17 protein-coding genes are annotated in these 17,181 nt (G+C 57.7%); 8 read left to right on the forward strand and 9 right to left on the reverse strand.

Annotated elements, in window-relative coordinates; all coding sequences use genetic code 11:
- The first annotated feature begins 39 nt into the window (after positions 1-39).
- The 5 genes from ACR0KS_RS09345 (at position 40) to ACR0KS_RS09365 (ending at position 5,662) form a co-directional block, all read left to right on the forward strand.
- On the forward strand, positions 40-1,569 hold the full coding sequence (locus ACR0KS_RS09345) for an ABC transporter ATP-binding protein (protein ID WP_170563547.1): 1,530 nt from the start codon (positions 40-42) through the stop codon (positions 1,567-1,569).
- A 1-nt stretch (position 1,570) separates the two neighbouring features.
- Positions 1,571-2,665, forward strand: a complete 1,095-nt coding sequence (locus ACR0KS_RS09350) for an ABC transporter permease (RefSeq protein ID WP_170387548.1) — start codon at positions 1,571-1,573, stop codon at positions 2,663-2,665.
- Entirely contained in the window at positions 2,665-3,633 is a 969-nt protein-coding gene (locus ACR0KS_RS09355) for an ABC transporter permease (protein WP_170387546.1), read from the forward strand. The genes ACR0KS_RS09350 and ACR0KS_RS09355 overlap by 1 nt, the downstream gene beginning before the upstream one ends.
- Before the next feature lie 338 nt (positions 3,634-3,971).
- The gene (locus ACR0KS_RS09360; protein ID WP_170563550.1) at positions 3,972-4,892 is read left to right on the forward strand and encodes a sulfite exporter TauE/SafE family protein; all 921 of its coding nucleotides are present in this window, start codon (positions 3,972-3,974) and stop codon (positions 4,890-4,892) included.
- A gap of 2 nt (positions 4,893-4,894) precedes the next feature.
- A complete protein-coding gene (locus ACR0KS_RS09365) occupies positions 4,895-5,662 on the forward strand; it encodes a TIGR02186 family protein (protein WP_170563552.1) in 768 nt (255 codons plus the stop codon).
- A 3-nt stretch (positions 5,663-5,665) separates the two neighbouring features.
- Here the strand turns inward: ACR0KS_RS09365 and ACR0KS_RS09370 are convergent, their stop codons facing one another.
- From ACR0KS_RS09370 to ACR0KS_RS09400, 7 genes are all read right to left on the reverse strand, one after another.
- Positions 5,666-6,394, reverse strand: a complete 729-nt coding sequence (locus tag ACR0KS_RS09370) for an SDR family oxidoreductase (protein ID WP_170563555.1) — start codon at positions 6,392-6,394, stop codon at positions 5,666-5,668.
- Positions 6,391-7,923 (reverse strand): AAA family ATPase, encoded by a 1,533-nt coding sequence (locus ACR0KS_RS09375; RefSeq protein ID WP_170563557.1) that lies wholly within the window; start codon positions 7,921-7,923, stop codon positions 6,391-6,393. Before ACR0KS_RS09375 ends, ACR0KS_RS09370 begins: the two co-directional genes overlap by 4 nt.
- A gap of 61 nt (positions 7,924-7,984) precedes the next feature.
- Positions 7,985-8,623 carry an acyl-homoserine-lactone synthase gene (locus ACR0KS_RS09380; RefSeq protein WP_170698136.1) on the reverse strand — a complete coding sequence of 213 codons (639 nt, stop codon included), beginning with the start codon at positions 8,621-8,623 and terminating at the stop codon, positions 7,985-7,987.
- A gap of 83 nt (positions 8,624-8,706) precedes the next feature.
- Positions 8,707-9,426 carry a LuxR family transcriptional regulator gene (locus ACR0KS_RS09385; RefSeq protein ID WP_170485045.1) on the reverse strand — a complete coding sequence of 240 codons (720 nt, stop codon included), beginning with the start codon at positions 9,424-9,426 and terminating at the stop codon, positions 8,707-8,709.
- The gene (locus ACR0KS_RS09390; RefSeq protein ID WP_170414643.1) at positions 9,365-9,583 is read right to left on the reverse strand and encodes a hypothetical protein; all 219 of its coding nucleotides are present in this window, start codon (positions 9,581-9,583) and stop codon (positions 9,365-9,367) included. The genes ACR0KS_RS09385 and ACR0KS_RS09390 overlap by 62 nt, the downstream gene beginning before the upstream one ends.
- 206 nt (positions 9,584-9,789) lie before the next feature.
- The gene (ccrA, locus tag ACR0KS_RS09395) at positions 9,790-11,076 is read right to left on the reverse strand and encodes a crotonyl-CoA carboxylase/reductase (RefSeq protein ID WP_170387533.1); all 1,287 of its coding nucleotides are present in this window, start codon (positions 11,074-11,076) and stop codon (positions 9,790-9,792) included.
- A 112-nt stretch (positions 11,077-11,188) separates the two neighbouring features.
- Positions 11,189-12,577 (reverse strand): 1-acyl-sn-glycerol-3-phosphate acyltransferase, encoded by a 1,389-nt coding sequence (locus ACR0KS_RS09400; protein ID WP_170563561.1) that lies wholly within the window; start codon positions 12,575-12,577, stop codon positions 11,189-11,191.
- A 143-nt stretch (positions 12,578-12,720) separates the two neighbouring features.
- Between ACR0KS_RS09400 and ACR0KS_RS09405 the strand changes: the two genes are divergently transcribed.
- The 3 genes from ACR0KS_RS09405 (at position 12,721) to deoD (ending at position 15,865) form a co-directional block, all read left to right on the forward strand.
- Positions 12,721-14,688: a protein meaA gene (locus tag ACR0KS_RS09405; RefSeq protein ID WP_170563562.1), complete on the forward strand. Its 1,968-nt coding sequence runs from the start codon at positions 12,721-12,723 to the stop codon at positions 14,686-14,688.
- 128 nt (positions 14,689-14,816) lie between these two features.
- Positions 14,817-15,134 (forward strand): H-NS histone family protein, encoded by a 318-nt coding sequence (locus ACR0KS_RS09410; protein WP_170563564.1) that lies wholly within the window; start codon positions 14,817-14,819, stop codon positions 15,132-15,134.
- Positions 15,135-15,151: 17 nt separating this feature from the next.
- Positions 15,152-15,865 (forward strand): purine-nucleoside phosphorylase, encoded by a 714-nt coding sequence (gene deoD / locus ACR0KS_RS09415; RefSeq protein WP_170563567.1) that lies wholly within the window; start codon positions 15,152-15,154, stop codon positions 15,863-15,865.
- Positions 15,866-16,115: 250 nt separating this feature from the next.
- Here the strand turns inward: deoD and ACR0KS_RS09420 are convergent, their stop codons facing one another.
- Complete coding sequence (locus ACR0KS_RS09420; RefSeq protein WP_170563571.1) at positions 16,116-16,253, reverse strand: hypothetical protein; 138 nt, start codon at positions 16,251-16,253, stop codon at positions 16,116-16,118.
- 136 nt (positions 16,254-16,389) lie between these two features.
- The gene (locus ACR0KS_RS09425) at positions 16,390-17,169 is read right to left on the reverse strand and encodes a succinate dehydrogenase iron-sulfur subunit (RefSeq protein WP_170563574.1); all 780 of its coding nucleotides are present in this window, start codon (positions 17,167-17,169) and stop codon (positions 16,390-16,392) included.
- Between the last annotated feature and the right edge of the window lie 12 nt (positions 17,170-17,181).

Here is a 17,181-nt window from a genome sequence, read left to right on the forward strand (position 1 = left end):
GCGATGTGTATGCGGCCCTTCGGCAACTGAGGACAAGACATGACCGTCCCCGCCATTGAGCTCAAAGGGATTTCCAAAGCCTTTGGGCCGGTTCAGGCCAATAAAGACATTTCCATTAGCGTAGCCCCCGGTACGATCCACGGAATCATCGGTGAAAACGGTGCAGGCAAATCCACGCTGATGAGCATCCTCTACGGCTTTTACAAAGCCGATAAGGGCGAGATATGGATCAACGGCACCAAAACCGACATCCCAGATAGTCAAGCAGCAATCGCGGCCGGCATCGGGATGGTGTTCCAGCATTTCAAGCTGGTCGAAAACTTCACTGTTCTAGAAAACATTGTTCTGGGAGCCGAGGATGGCGGGTTGTTGGCCCCGTCTCTATCAAAGGCGCGCAAGGAACTGAAAGCGCTGGAAGAAGAATATGAGCTGTTCGTGGACCCAGACAAACGCATCGACGAGATCGGTGTGGGGATGCAGCAGCGTGTTGAAATCCTAAAGGCGCTGTACCGCCGGGCCGAGATTCTGATCCTTGATGAGCCGACCGGCGTGCTGACACCTGCCGAAGCTGATCAGTTGTTCCGAATCCTTGATCGTCTGCGCGCAGAAGGCAAAACGATCATCCTCATCACCCACAAGCTGCGCGAGATCATGGAGGCCACCGACACAGTCTCTGTCATGCGGCGCGGCCAGATGACGGCCACGGTAAAGACGGCTGACACCAATCCGCAGGAACTGGCCGAGCTGATGGTGGGCCGCAAGGTTCTGCTGCAGGTCGACAAGGTGCCAGCTCAGCCGGGCAAACCCATCCTTGAGATTGAAAACCTGCAAGTCATTGATGAAGCAGGTGTCGAGCGTGTCAAAGGCATAAACCTGACTGTCCGCGCGGGCGAGATCGTGGGAATTGCCGGAGTTGCCGGAAACGGGCAATCCGAATTGTTGGAAGTTCTGGGCGGAATGCGCTCTGGCCAAGGCTCGATCAAATTGAACGGTACGCCGCTTGCGCTCAGCGGTGCAGGGTCGGATGGGCAGGCGCGGCGTGCGCAACACATCGCCCACGTGCCTGAAGACCGCCAGCGCGAGGGTCTGATCATGGATTTCCACGCCTGGGAGAACGTGGCCTTCGGCTATCACCGGGACACGGCCTATAAACGCGGGATCTTCATGGACAACGCTGCCCTGCGTGCTGATACCGAACGTAAAATCGAAAAATTCGACGTCCGCCCGCCTGATGGCTGGCTGGCGGCCAAGAACTTCTCGGGCGGGAACCAGCAAAAGATCGTCGTCGCGCGCGAGATCGAGCGAAACCCCGATCTGCTGCTGGTCGGGCAACCTACACGCGGCGTCGACATCGGCGCGATCGAGTTCATTCACAAACAGATCGTCGCTCTGCGCGATCAGGGTAAGGCGATCCTGCTGGTTTCGGTCGAGCTTGAGGAAATCTTTTCGCTATCTGACCGGATCGCCGTGATGTTCGATGGACATATAATGGGTGAGCGTCTGCCCCATGAAACAGATGAAAAAGAATTGGGCCTGTTGATGGCCGGTGTTGCGGGAGAGGCCGCGTAAGATGGATAAAATGCCCAAATGGGCCGACGTCGTTCTGATCCCGCTGATCAGCCTGATGCTGGCCGCAATCCTGTCGGCGCTGGTTATTCTCGCCATCGGAGAAAACCCGGTCGAAGCCGTAAAGTTGATGGTGTCGGGCGCGCTTGGGTCTACTTACGGCTGGGGCTATACCCTCTACTACGCCACCAACTTCATGTTTACCGGCCTCGCCGTTGCCGTCGCCTTTCACGCGCGGATGTTCAACATCGGGGGCGAGGGACAGGCCATGCTGGGCGGGCTGGGGGTTGCTCTGGTCTGTCTGTATGTCCCTTGGCCGCATTGGAGCATCGCGCTGCTGGCGGCCTGTGCTGCTTCGATGCTGTTCGGCGCGGCGTGGGCGGCGATTCCGGCTTATCTGCAAGCCAAGCGTGGCAGCCATATCGTGATCACCACGATCATGTTCAACTTTATAGCTGCGGCCCTTCTGAACTACATGCTTGTCAATGTGATGCGCCCCGAAGGGTCAATGGATCCAGCGACGGCGCGGTTTTCGGAAACGGTCCACCTACCCACGTTGCATGAGCTGCTGGCCCCGATCGGGATCAACTTTTCAAAGGCAGCACCGGCAAACATTTCCCTGCTGGTTGCGATCTTTGCCTGCGTCGTGGTCTGGGCACTGATCTGGAGAACTCGTCTGGGGTATGAAATCCGCGCCTATGGCCACTCGGAAACTGGTGCGGTCTATGCCGGTATTTCACCGGTGCGCATTACCATCGTCGCCATGCTGATATCCGGTGCCTTGGCCGGACTTATGGCGATCAACAACGTTATGGGCGAGGCCGAGCGGCTGGTCCTCAACTCGACCGAGGGCGCCGGATTTATCGGTATCGCGGTGGCACTGATGGGCAGATCACACCCGTTCGGCGTGTTCCTGGCTGCGATCCTGTTTGGATTTCTTTATCAGGGCGGGGCGGAGTTGGCGCTTTGGACGTCCATCCCGCGCGAACTGATCGTCGTTATTCAGGCGCTTGTGATCCTATTCACCGGAGCACTGGACAATATGGTGAGGATGCCGCTTGAAAAAGTGTTCCTGAGCCTGCGGAAAGGAGCAGAGTGATGGAATTCTTCGTGACGCTCGTCCAAATCCTGGACTCGACGATCCGCCTGGCGACACCGCTGTTGCTGGCCTGTCTTGCCGGGCTGTATTCCGAACGCGCTGGCATTTTCGATATCGGGCTTGAGGGCAAGATGCTGATGGCCGCGTTCTTCTCGGCAGCTCTGGCCGCTGTGACCGGTTCGGTCTGGCTGGGCCTGCTTGCTGGAATTGGCTCATCTCTGATCCTCTCCGGCCTTCATGGGCTGGCCTCGATCACGTTCCGGGGCAACCAATTGATCTCGGGGGTTGCCATCAACTTTCTTGCGGCGGGCATGACTGTACTGGTCGCGCAGAGTTGGTTCCAGCAAGGTGGCCGCACGCCATCCCTATTCGGCGGAGGTCGGTTCACCCCAATCAACTTCCCCTTTTCCGAGCAGCTTGCCGGGGTTCCCGTGATCGGACCGATCTATTCCGAACTGCTTTCAGGTCATTCAATCCTTGTCTATGTCGCCTTTCTCATGGTGCCTGCGACATGGTGGATATTGTACCGCACCCGTTTCGGCTTGCGTCTGCGCGCCGTGGGTGAAAATCCCGCCGCCGTGGACACAGCCGGAGTTTCCGTCGTTGGCCTGCGTTATGCCGCCGTTGCGATCTGCGGCGTTCTGTGCGGCATTGCCGGTGCGTATCTGGCGACGGCCCTACAAGCAGGGTTTGTCAAGGACATGACGGCCGGGCGCGGCTTCATCGCGCTGGCCGCGTTGATCTTTGCGAAATGGCGGCCGTGGCATGCAATGTGGGCTTGCCTGTTGTTTGGTCTTTTGCAAGCGGTCGCGCTGCGGTTCCAGAACATCGACCTGGGGGGTGTCGTTATCCCGGTTCAGGTCATGGACGCCCTGCCCTACATTCTGACGGTCGTTATTCTGGCCGGGTTCGTAGGCAAAGCTATCCCACCGCGCGCGGGCGGCGAGCCCTATGTGAAAGAGCGTTGATAAGTCCAGTTTCGGACACAGTTCAGTCCTGTTCGCTGCATAGCGGCATGCAGAGTTGATTTTGCATGCCGCAAAGGTTCTAAAGAGGTATGCGTGTGTTTCCTGTGATAGCCGACCTCGAAGCAAGACTCGCCGGGGTGCCGGGCGCACTGGTACGTGTTTGGGTCCAGGCAGCAGCGCAAATTCAAGCGCATCTGTCAGGCGCACCAACTGGACACTCCACTTTTGGCCTGTGGGTCCGTGCAACCGCCCCTGCTTGCATTGACGCGCGACCACATCCTATTTCGCCGGACTGTGTCGCGCTGCGCGATGCATCCAGCCTCAACCGTTAAAGTACTATGCAGATTTACCTTCCCATCGCCGAAGTCTCTGTAAACGCCTTTCTGCTGCTGGGGCTAGGCGGGATGGTTGGTATTCTTTCCGGTATGTTCGGGGTTGGTGGCGGGTTCCTCATGACACCGCTGCTTTTCTTCATCGGCATCCCTCCGGCTGTGGCTGTGGCGACCGAGGCCAACCAGATCGTGGCGTCGTCCTTCTCTGGCGTTCTGGCGCATTTCCGACGAAAGACCGTCGACCTCAAGATGGGAACCGTTCTTCTGACGGGGGGATTGATAGGCGCGGCCCTTGGTGTAGTGGTATTCAACCACCTAAAAAGCCTTGGCCAGGTCGATTTGCTGGTCACACTTTGCTATGTCGTCTTCCTTGGCGTTGTCGGCAGCCTGATGTTCATCGAAAGCCTCAACGCGCTGCGCAAGTCCAAGAAAGGGGGCAGTACCCCTGCCCCCCGGCGTCAACGCGGTTGGGTTCACGCGATGCCGTTCAAAATGCGGTTCCGCACTTCGGGCCTGTATATCTCGGTTATCCCGCCCATGCTGGTCGGCTTGTGCGTCGGCGTTCTGTCCGCGATCATGGGTGTTGGCGGCGGATTTATCATGGTCCCCGCGATGATCTATCTGTTGGGGATGCCAACAAAGGTCGTGGTCGGAACTTCGCTGTTCCAGATCATCTTTGTGACAGGCTTTACCACCATGCTGCATGCGACCACCAACTATACGGTGGACATCGTACTGGCCGTTCTTCTTCTGGTCGGCGGGGTCGTCGGCGCGCAGATCGGAACGGTGATCGGAGCGCGGATGCCTGCGGAACAGCTGCGCGTGCTTCTGGCGGCGCTGGTTCTGGTCGTTTGCGGCAAACTGGCCCTGGACTTGCTGATCGAACCCTCCGAGCTCTACTCGCTTGGCACTGAGGGGGGGCACTGATCATGCTGAAACGCCTGATCCTGCTTTTTGCGTTATGCGTCACCCCTGCGCTTGCCGAAGATGAGCAGGTCGTGCTTGGCCTCAGCCATGACCGCGTGGCCATTACGGCGACATTTGATGGCTCGGAAATCCTGATCTTCGGCGCGGTCAAGCGTGAGACACCTATCCCCTCAGGCCCACCGCTGGAGGTGGTCGTGGCCGTCGCCGGCCCTTCAAGCCCCGTCATGGTCAGACGCAAGGAACGCAAGCTGGGGATTTGGGTAAACACCGACAGCGTCTTGGTTGATCTTGCGCCCAGTTTCTATGCCGTCGCCACCAGTGCCCCTTTGGACGACATCCTGTCCGACACCGAGGACCTGCGGTACAGAATTTCGATCGAGCGGGCTATCCGCTCGGTCGGTGCGGCAATGCATATACGAGGCGCGCAGGACTTTGCAGATGCCGTGGTCCGCATCCGCGAGGATGAGGGGCTCTACTCGATCCGTGAGGACACCGTCGCTGTGGATGAGCAGACCCTGTTTAGAACCTCGATCGCCATGCCTGCCGATCTGACCGAAGGTGACTATACCGCGCGTATCTTCCTGACCCGAGGCGGATCGGTCGTATCGAGCTTTGAAACAACCATTGACGTCCGCAAGGTTGGACTAGAGCGTTTTCTCTATAACCTGTCCCGTCAGCAACCCGTCTGGTACGGGCTGATGTCTTTGGTGATCGCCATTGCTGCGGGCTGGGGTGCGTCCACCGCTTTCCGTTTGCTGCGTGAGAACTAACGGCTACCCGCGACCGATATAGGGCATGGTTGTCGCCATCACGGTCATGAACTGCACATTGGCCTCAGCTGGCAGGGACGCCATGTGAAACACGGACCGGGCCGCGTCCTCAACCGCCATGGTTGGATCGGGTTGCTCACCCGCCGCGATCGCATTGTCGACCAATCCCTGCACCATCTGCGTCCGCGCGTTGCCGATATCAATCTGACCGCAGGCGATCCCGAAATCGCGCCCGTCCAAAGACAGGCTGCGAGTCAGGCCGGTGATTGCATGTTTCGTCGCCGAATAGTGGACCGAGTTAGGGCGCGGCACGTGCGCTGCAATCGAACCGTTATTGATGATACGTCCACCCTGCGGCGATTGGTGCCGCATGATCCGGAACGCTTCGCGTGCTGACAGGAACATCCCGTTCAGGTTGACGTTGACGCTTTGGTACCAATCCGCCAGCGCGATTTCGTCAATCGTTCCGCCGGGCGCAAATATTCCCGCGTTGTTGAACAGCACATCCAATCGTCCGGCTTTGTCGAGAAAGCGGTTGAACGCGCCCGAAACCGCCTCGGGCTCGGTCACATCCGCTGGCAAGGGAACAGCATTAGGTCGACCACTGGCCATCGCTGCCAAAGTGTCCCCGCTGCGCGCCAAAAGCCCGACTGTCCACCCTTCATCCAGAAAAAGCTCGGCCGTCGCGCGCCCGATGCCCGCGCTGGCCCCTGTGACTATGATCGTCTTCATGTTTCTTCCGCCTCCAATGTCAGCGAGGCCGCCGGAACCGCACGCAGATCATCCACTCGCAGTGGGTGGGTGGGTTTAGCCAAGCGGTTGCGCACCACCCAGATCAACCTCTCCTGCGCGCGCGTGATGGCCACGTAAGCCAGCCGCTTCCACAGCGGCTGCCCAGCCTCTGTTCGCCCCATCCGGGCCGCTGCATAGATGTCCGGCGCAAAAACCTGAACCGTGTCCCACTGCGACCCTTGCGCCTTGTGGATCGTCACTGCCGCCCCGTGCAGAAAGGTTGCGCCCATTCGCGCGGCATATGGGATAAAGGGTTCTTCCTCATCCGGCATTTCGATTTTGACAATCGACGCGGCGCTGACCTGCGGGTCTTCGGCCCCCATGACGTGCAACCGAGAAAACCCCGGTTTGCGCCCCGGCCCAAGATAGATGACCTGCGCGCCCTTGATCAGCCCGCGCGCCTCAAGATCAAGACGCTTTTTGCGATGCTTCAAAGGCAGCTCGATCCCGTCGCAGATCAGCGGCTCACCCTCCAGCAACTCGGTATCAGGTGCGCCGTGGACGTGCCTGAACGCTTGAATCAGACGGATACGCGTCGCGTTGCGCCAGACCAGAACGGGGCTGCGCGCCATCAGATCAACTTCGACCCTTTGCCCCCAGACAACGCGGTCATCCCGTTGGGCGGTCTGTTCGACCAGCCGTTCAAAATCCTCGAAACCCATCTGAGGGTCGGCCAGCGCATGGGCGAGGTCCAGAATGGGATTGTCCGCAGTCTGTCTGTGCACCCGGTGCAAAATCTGCTTTCGCGGCTCAGGCAGTGCGTCAAACACCATGCTGCCGGATTGATTGACCGGGGCCAACTGTGCGGGATCACCGAACAGCAGCAGAGTAGGGAAAATCTCTTGCAGGTCCTCAAACTGGCGGTCATCCAGCATCGAGGCTTCGTCCACGAACCCGATATCGAGAGGCTCATCCCGGCGTTTCCAGCCCGTAATGAAATCCGAGCCGCGCAACCCCGCGGCCGCCAAAGCGCCGGGGATGGATTTGTTGTTCTGGTAGAACGCAGCCGCGCGGTCCAGCGCTTCGTCCGTCAGCCCCTCGATCTCGGGGCGATCATCATTGCCCGCCAGCCATTCGGCAATGCGTTCGTATTCGGGGTCATATACCGGCGTATATAGGATACGATGGATCGTCGTCGCAGGCACCCCGCGCAGGCGCAACACGCTTGCTGCCTTGTTAGTTGGCGCGAGGATGGCCAAGCTGCGCTTTTCGCGCGCTTTGCGACTTTCAAAGTCGCCCGAGACGATCTGAACACCCGTTTCAGCAAGAGCCTTGTAAAGCTCTGCTAGCAAAAGGGTTTTCCCGGACCCCGCCTTACCGATGACCGCCATGACACCGGATTTTCCGCTGCCGGGCAGCTTCAACAGGGCATCGTCATCCAGATCAACTCCGGCGGATTTCAGCATCTCGGCGATGCTGTCATAGGCGGCGGCCTGATCGTCAGAGAAGGTCACGGGAGGCAAAGACATGGCGCGACCCTACAGGGCCACGCCAGCTATCACCAGATACGGAATTGCCTTTTCGCGCGCCTTAGGCGGACAAGGCAAACCGGTATTGCCGCCCGGTCCCGAACGCGGTCTTGAACCACAATCGGGACAATTCACGCGGGATGCCCGCGCGTTCCGCCACGCGATAGCAGTCTTCGGAGGAATAGGGCCAAAGCCCGACCGAAATCTGGTCGCGGCCCTTACCCTCGGACCCCAGCACGATCGGCGACGATCCGATGAGGCGATAGATCCGAATCATCCGCGCGTCGAAGACGCCCGCGATATGGGTCAGGCCGAACCCTTCCATGATTTCACCTCCGCTCAGCATGATTGCCCCAGCGGTATGCGGGCTGGCCGTGCGGGACAGGCAAAAGCGGGTCACCTCCCAGATCAGCGGGCTGTTGACCGGCTCACCGCCTGTCAGGTGCCCGAAAACCTCATTCACCATGACGCGGCCCGTTGTTGGCAGGACACGCATGGACCCGCCGTGGCTGCCGTCCTCCTCCTCCCAGATGACGTAGAGCGGGTTCAGATTATCGTATTGATCCCGCTCCTCTCCGTTTTCATTGACGTGAACATCCCAGCCCAGCCGGGTTTTGAACTGATCCGCGCGGTCGCGGAACATCCCATCGGCCAGCTTCGGAAATTTATGCAATTCATCCGCAAACAAATAGCGCAACATGACTTTTTCCCCTTGTCGTCCTGTGCAGGAACGAAGGGGGTACAAAGCCGTAGTTAATTTCCCGTTCGAGGAGCGCCCGACCGTTAAACCACTATTAATCCTCGGCTCAGAGCCGTGGCGATGGCGTGGGTGGTGTTCTGCGCCCCGAGCTTTGCGCGCGCACTCTCGATGTAGACGCGCAGCGTATGCTCTGAAATTGACAGGGAATGTGCCACCTGCGCCCGGTTATAGCCCAGCGCCAGCAAGGTCATTGAATCCACTTCTCTGGGCGACAGTCCGCGCGGCGCATCCGGCTGCCTGTCACTTTCAAACTCCAGCGCTTTTCGATTGAAAAAATGCGCGATCAGGATCAGTTCGCGCCCGTGCGTTTCCATGAAGCCTTTCCAGGTTTCATCATCGCAAGAGTGATTCACTGTAAACAGGGCGAATTGCCCGTTGGGGCCGCGGATCGGGATCGAATAGCCTTGGTTACCCACTCCGTGCTCCAAAGCATCCCTAAGAAAATTCTTCGCGACCTTTCCCGACCAATCCAATGTTTTCCAGTCGACGGGATGGAACCGTTGGAAGCACCCCAAAATCACGGGGTCAATTCGATGGTAGTTTTTCTCACGGTACCGTTCGGCCCAGGTATCAGGATAGGTTGTATAGCCGTATTGATCACCGGCACCGTCTACCCAATGATAAACGAGATGTTCGATCTGCAACCGGTCGCGCAGCCGAATGGCGACTTCGCCAAGTTCGTCAAGCGTGTTGGTGTTTTCCAAGTCCTCCAGAACCTGGCTCAAATCGAGTTGTATTCCCATCCGCGGGTGCCCGTGCCTCATGCTTCGCGGACGCGATCTCGGCTGCGGCGATCAGTTTGGTGTCATCCAACTGTTCGGCAAGCGCGGTCAGGCCGTTCTCAACAGCGAAGGCGTTGAGGTCCGACAACACGTCCAGTATCCACTCATTTTTCGCCATCCAAAGTCACTCCGAAACAGTTAACGAAGGGTTAATACAACTATAGCATGTGTTATATTTTTTGCCATATTCACCGGTTTCTACTCCCCTAAAATAGCGGGAGCCTCACCAGTAAGACCCTGTAATCATTTAATATAGGCAAAAATGAAAACGCCCGCGAACCGAAATGACGGTTCGCGGGCGACGATGATTGGCTTGCAGAGTGTTTAGCCGCGCGCGTCCAGAACTTCTTCCAGGGTACGCATACCAGTCCGAGGTGCCTGAACCAGAACCGACATGTTGCCGGGCTTATGCTCGTTCCGCATCATCTTCATGTGCGCTTCGGGCAGTTCATTCCACGAGAACACTTCGGACATGCAGGGGTCCAGACGACGCTCGACCATCAACTGGTTCGCAGCCGACGCCTGCTTTAGGTGCGCAAAGTGTGAACCCTGCAGGCGCTTCTGGTGCATCCACATGTAACGCACGTCGAAGGTCAGGTTATAGCCAGTTGTGCCGGCACAGATCACAACCATGCCGCCCTTTTTCACCACGAAGGTCGACACCGGGAAAGTGCTTTCACCGGGGTGTTCAAAGACCATGTCAACGTTCACGCCCTTGCCGGTGATGTCCCAGATCGCCTTGCCGAACTTGCGGGCCTCTTTGAACCACTCGGCATATTCCGGCGTGTTTACCGTGGGAAGCTGACCCCAGCAGTTGAAGTCCTTGCGGTTCAGAACGCCCTTGGCGCCCAGACCCATCACAAAGTCACGCTTGCTCTCGTCCGAGATCACACCGATCGCATTCGCACCTGCGGTGTTGATCAGCTGGATCGCGTAGGAGCCCAGACCGCCCGAAGCACCCCAGACCAGTACGTTCTGACCGGGCTTCAGATCATGAGGCTCGTGCCCGAACAGCATCCGGTAGGCAGTGGCCAGAGTCAGCGTGTAGCAGGCGCTTTCTTCCCAAGTCAGGTGCTTGGGACGCGGCATCAACTGTTGTGCCTGCACGTTGGTGAATTGTGCAAACGATCCGTCCGGTGTCTCGTAACCCCAGATCCGCTGGCTGTCCGAATACATCGGGTCGCCGCCGTTGCACGCTTCGTCGTCACCGTCATCCTGGTTGCAGTGGATTACGACCTCGTCGCCCACTTTCCAGCGCTTCACTTTGTCACCAACGGCCCAAACGATGCCCGATGCATCGGAACCGGCGATGTGGAAAGGCTGACCGTGGCCATCAAACGGGCTGATCGGCTTACCAAGCGACGCCCAGACGCCGTTGTAGTTCACACCGGCGGCCATCACCAGAACCAGCACCTCGTGGCTGTCCAGCTTGGGGACGTCGACCACTTCTAGCTGCATCGCCGTGTCCGGCTCGCCGTGGCGCTCTTTGCGGATCGCCCACGCATACATTTTCTTTGGAACAAACCCCATCGGAGGGATTTCGCCCATCTCATAGAGGTCTTTTTCCGGCGCGTCGTAGGACGCGATACCGCTGTCGGTGTCCAGAGCCATGTTGGCCTCCTTTGTTCTAATCATTCGCCGCGATGCAGAATCGCTTGCATTAAGTGATGAGATATTGGGCCTTGAGAAATATTGCAATAGATTTTGGGGTCATTTTGTAATTTTATGACCCAGCGGATGCAGAAATTCCCTTTGCATCCGCAGCATGCTTCGCATTTTCATTCAGCGGGGCCGAAGCTGCGTAGTATTCAAGAAGGTCAACACGTTGTCCTGATTGACAAATTTTTCCACTCTCGCGTTTCAAAATCCGACGCTCAACCAACTGGTCCAGCGCGGCCACGATTGAAGCCTGATCCAGAACGTCCAAAGTTCCGTCACGTCGCATAAGATCGGCAATCAGCGTCCGCGCCTCATCTTCCGGCATCCCACCTTTCTCTCGGATCAGCCAGCAGGCAGCAGGAACTGGCACCAATGGAATCGCATCCCTGATGCGCGCCATAAGCTCTCGCGCCAGGTCTGTCGTCACATCCTTGTCCTTGTCCGCCTGAAACGCCTGTAGTGAGATCGGCTGCCCATATCGGACCGAGGCCACGCCGAATCGCTTGTAGCGCCCGACCAGCTTTCGCCCGATCTGTTTGAGTATCCACATCGTGATTACTCCGATCCTGGCGCGGAAGCGTCGTTGATTGCCAAGCGCGGCCTTTGTCAGAATCGTATCTTCCAGCACGCGATCATAGTTCAGCGCAACTGGAACAAAGACGACATCCTTGCCTCCGGGCTTGATCCCGTCGATGAGGTATTTGAGCAAACCCAGTTTTGGCCTGCCCAAAGCACCGGTCAGGCTAAGCCCCCCTTCGGGAAACATCGCCTGGGTCACGCCCGCCTCGGTCGCTTGCCGGACGTAGCAGGCAAGCACTTCTCGATACAGTTCGCTGCCTGATTTTCGGCGGATAAAGTAGGCGCCCATTGCGCGAATGAGCCTGCTGAGCGGCCACACCCGCGCCCATTCACCCACCGCGTAGGACAGGGCCGATTGATGCGCCGCCAAGTAGGTGACTAGAACGTAATCCATGTTGCTGCGGTGATTCATGACAAAAACAACCGTCGCATCGGGATCAATATTCTTGACGGCTTCTTCGTCCTGATAACTAAGCCGCACGTCGTAAAATGCATTGCTCAACATCCGGGCCAAACGGATTGCGACACTGAAATAGGCAACGGCGGAAAACGATGGCACGATCTCGCGGGCGTAGCGCCTGGCCTGCTCGAAAGACACCGCTTCGGGAACGCCGATTTCCCGCACGCGATCCTGCACCGCCTTCCCAACCTGCGGGTCATAGATAAGGCGCTGAATCCTGTCGTGCCGCTCGGCCAGCTTGAAGGGCTGGATCGGTCGCTGCAGGCGTTTGTTCAACCGCTTGACCGCTCGCTCAAGTCGGCGACGAAAGAACCAGCGCACGGATGGGAACAGAAAATGCGAGGCCAGCGTGACCGCGGCAAACACCAGGATCAGCAAAAACAGCCAAAGCGGAAGTTCCACGGTCTGAGTCATGCGCGCACCCTGCCAGCAAACGTTGCGTCCTACAATCAGAAGAACCCTGAATGCCGCGACGCAGCGAATTGACATATCCCGAAAATTGCGCTTTAGAACCCATGAACGTAATTTTCTTACCCACCTGAGATATGAGGCACGTTATGACGCAGACGCAGAAAGATCGCCCCTGGCTCATCCGAACCTATGCCGGTCATTCCACAGCCAAGGCATCGAACGCGCTGTATCGTGGGAATCTGGCCAAGGGTCAGACCGGGCTTTCCGTGGCTTTCGATCTGCCGACGCAAACCGGGTATGACAGCGACCATACTCTGGCACGCGGCGAGGTTGGCAAGGTGGGCGTGCCGATCAGCCATCTGGGGGACATGCGGGTTCTGTTCGATCAGATTCCACTGGAGCAGATGAACACCTCGATGACCATCAACGCGACTGCGCCGTGGTTGCTGGCGCTGTATATTGCGGTGGCCGAGGAACAGGGCGCAGATGTATCGAAACTGCAAGGGACCGTTCAGAACGATCTGATCAAGGAATACCTGAGCCGCGGCACTTACGTTTGCCCGCCGAAACCGTCGCTCAAGATGATCGCGGATGTGGCCGAGTATTGCTATTCCAACGTGCCGAAATGGAACCCGATGAACGTGTGTTCCTATCACCTACAAGAGGCAGGCGCGACACCCGAACAAGAGCTGGCCTATGCGCTGGCCACCGCAATCGCTGTGTTGGACGAGTTGCGCCCACGCGTTCCGGCCGAGGATTTCCCAGCGCTCTGCGGTCGAATTTCGTTCTTCGTGAACGCAGGCATCCGGTTTGTGACCGAGATGTGCAAGATGCGCGCCTTTGTGGACCTGTGGGATGAGATTCTGCAGGACCGTTACGGTGTCGAAAATCCCAAGTTCCGCCGCTTTCGCTATGGCGTGCAGGTGAACTCTTTGGGCCTGACGGAACAGCAGCCTGAAAACAACGTCTACCGTATTCTAATTGAGATGCTGGCTGTGACCCTGTCCAAGAAAGCCCGCGCCCGAGCGGTACAGCTCCCCGCATGGAACGAAGCGCTTGGCCTGCCGCGCCCGTGGGATCAGCAGTGGTCCATGCGGATGCAGCAAATTCTGGCCTATGAAACCGACCTGCTGGAATATGAAGACCTGTTCGAGGGCAACCCCGCCGTAGACGCCAAAGTGGAAGAGCTGAAAAACGGCGCGCGCGCAGAGCTGGCCAACCTGGATTCGATGGGCGGTGCGGTTGCATCGATCGAGTACATGAAGTCCCGCCTCGTCGATTCCAATGCCGAACGCCTGAACCGGATTGAGCGGAACGAAACAGTTGTGGTCGGCGTGAACAAATGGACCGACGGAGAGGCTTCTCCCCTTCAGACCGAAGATGGCGGTATTATGGTTGTCGATCCGGCGGTTGAGCAAGAACAGATCGACCGCCTGAACGAATGGCGCACCCAACGCGATGACGCGGCAGTCACCGCAGCCCTGACTGCACTGCGCAACGCGGCGCAGACCGGAGCCAACGTCATGGAACCGTCAATTGCCGCCGCCAAAGCAGGTGTCACCACGGGTGAGTGGGCCGAGGAAATGCGCAAGGTCTACGGCACATATCGCGGGCCGACCGGCGTTTCAGGGTCCGTATCCAACAAGACCGAGGGGCTTGATGACCTGCGTGCCGCCGTTGACGCGGTCAGTGACCAATTGGGCCGCCGTCTGAAATTCCTTGTCGGCAAGCCGGGTCTGGACGGCCATTCCAACGGGGCGGAACAGATCGCCTTCCGCGCGCGCGACTGCGGCATGGATATCAGCTATGAAGGAATTCGCCTGACGCCCGAGGAAATCGTGACCGCCGCGATTGACGACAAGGCCCACGTGATTGGCCTTTCGATCCTTTCCGGCAGTCATATCCCGCTGGTGCAGGACGTCATAGACCGTCTGCGGGACTCGGGTTTGAGCGACGTTCCGGTTGTGGTCGGCGGGATCATTCCTGACGAAGACGCGGCGAAGTTGAAGGCAATGGGTGTTGCCAAGATCTACACGCCCAAGAATTTTGAGCTGAACGCGATAATGGGCGATATTATCACCTTGGCCGATCCACAAAATATGGCCGCTGAATAACAGCCCTTTTACTTTCCGTTTTCTAAAAACCTATTCCCATTTCAAAAGGGGATGGGTAAAAACCATGCCTGTAATTTATATAAGCCGCTAGGGATACGGCCCTATTGACTTTGGCATGGAGAATAAAAATGGGAATTGATCTGGAAAAATTGTCGCGCAAGGAATTAATTAAACTGCGTGATCAGATCGAAAAGGCGCTTAAAAAAGCGGAAATACGCGAACGGCAAGAAGCGCTGAAGGCTGCGGAACAGGCGGCCGCTCAATACGGTTTCTCTTTGTCAGATTTGGCAGCAGAAGGGGCTGCCATGGGGAAAGGCTCTAAAGCCAAGGCAAAGTATCGCAACCCCGCCGACCCCTCGCAGACCTGGTCCGGTCGCGGGCGCAAGCCGCAGTGGATACACGACGCGCTTAAGTCTGGCGCAAGTATCTCGGACCTGGAAATCTGATCGGGATTTGAAACAAGATGACAATCCATATTGGCGCCGAAAAAGGCGAAATCGCAGAAACAGTATTATTGCCGGGTGATCCTTATCGGGCAAAATGGGCCGCAGAAACGTTTTTAGAAGACGCAAAACAAGTCAATAATGTGCGCGGCATGTTGGGTTTCACCGGAACCTGGAAAGGGAACCCGGTTTCCATTCAAGGTAGCGGAATGGGAATGCCGTCATTGTCGATTTACGCGAACGAACTAATTCGCGATTTCGGAGCCAAAACCCTGATCCGGATCGGATCGTGCGGAGGGATGCAAGACAGTGTCAAAGTCCGTGACGTTATCCTGGCGATGACCTCTACAACGCTGAGCACCCCGTCGCGCGGCATCATGAAGGAACTCAACTTTGCCCCCTGCGCGGATTGGGGTCTGCTGCAAGCCGCGGCCCAAGTTGCCGAGGCCAGTGGCACGCCGACCCATATCGGGGGGATCTATTCCTCGGACGTGTTCTATGACGAGCGGCCCGACCTGAACGAACAGATGGTCCGTCACGGCATCCTTGGCGTCGAAATGGAAGCGGCCGAGCTTTATATTCTGGCAGCGCGACACAAGTGCCGGGCTTTGGCCGTTCTGACCGTTTCCGATCATTTGCTGACCGGTGAGGCTCTGCCCTCCTCCGAACGGGAAAGCAGCTTTGGCGAAATGGTTGAAATCGCGCTGCGTGCTGCGTTTCCAAACGCTGCCTGAACCGGGAAGGGGCGCTTAGGGCGCCCTTTAGGGATTATTTCCTCAGGCAGGTTTTCGGGGTATCCGCCCCATCCTGCTGTGCACCGCAATAGGCGCAGACCCAGACACCTTCCTTGCGGTGCTGACGCCATCGGCAGTCACGTGTCAAAGATGATGTCCGGGACCGCCAGATGAAATACGCAAAAACGCCAGCGGCTAGTAATAGCAACAGAATGGGCATGCTCATGCATTGCCCAATCTGTACATGAATTCAAGCGGCGTTGGCGTATTCAAACAGGTCTGGTTCGTGGATCTCAGACACTAAAGGTTGCGGCGTGTAGTAGGCCCAAGCCTGTTCCAGCGCTTCCAACGCCTCGTCTGCTTTGGTCTTGATGTTTTGGTCCTGCATCGGAGCGATCCTTCTTCGATTGAATCACTCCTCCCTGCGCGCAAGATAGTGCCGAGCAGGGGAGGCCACATCGCATTGTTTTGCAACCTCGCCATGCGCTTGCCGCAATGCGGCAAGCGCTGATTTTGCGCGCAACTTAAACCGCGCGTTCGACCATCATCTTCTTGATCTCGGCGATTGCCTTGGCCGGGTTCAGACCTTTCGGGCAGGTCTTGGCACAGTTCATGATCGTGTGGCAGCGATACAGTTTGAACGGGTCTTCCAACTCATCCAGACGCTCACCCGTTGCCTCGTCCCGACTGTCGATGATCCAGCGATAAGCATGCAACAGGGCTGCGGGGCCAAGGTAGCGGTCACCATTCCACCAGTAGCTGGGGCAAGAGGTCGAGCAGCTTGCGCACATCACGCATTCATACAGGCCATCCAGCTTTTTGCGGTCTTCGATAGACTGCTTCCATTCCTTCGCAGGCCGGTTGGTCTTGGTTTCCAGCCACGGCATGATCGAGGCGTGCTGCGCATAGAAATGCGTCAGGTCGGGGATCAAATCCTTGACCACCGGCATGTGCGGCAGCGGATAGATTTTCACGTCGCCCTTGATCTCATCCATGCCATAGATACAGGCCAGCGTGTTGATCCCGTCGATATTCATCGCGCACGATCCACAAATCCCCTCGCGGCAGGACCGGCGGAAGGTCAACGTGGGATCAATCTCGTTCTTGATCTTGATCAGCGCGTCCAGAACCATCGGGCCGCAGCTATCCATATCAACGAAATACGTATCAACGCGCGGGTTCTGTCCGTCATCCGGGTTCCAGCGATAAATCTGGAACTTGCGCACATTGGTTACGCCTTCGGGCTTTGGCCATGTCTTACCGGTGGTGATCCGGGAATTCTTGGGGAGGGTCAGTTGTACCATAAGTTCCTCTCC

This window comes from Ruegeria sp. BC7, from assembly GCF_056539165.1.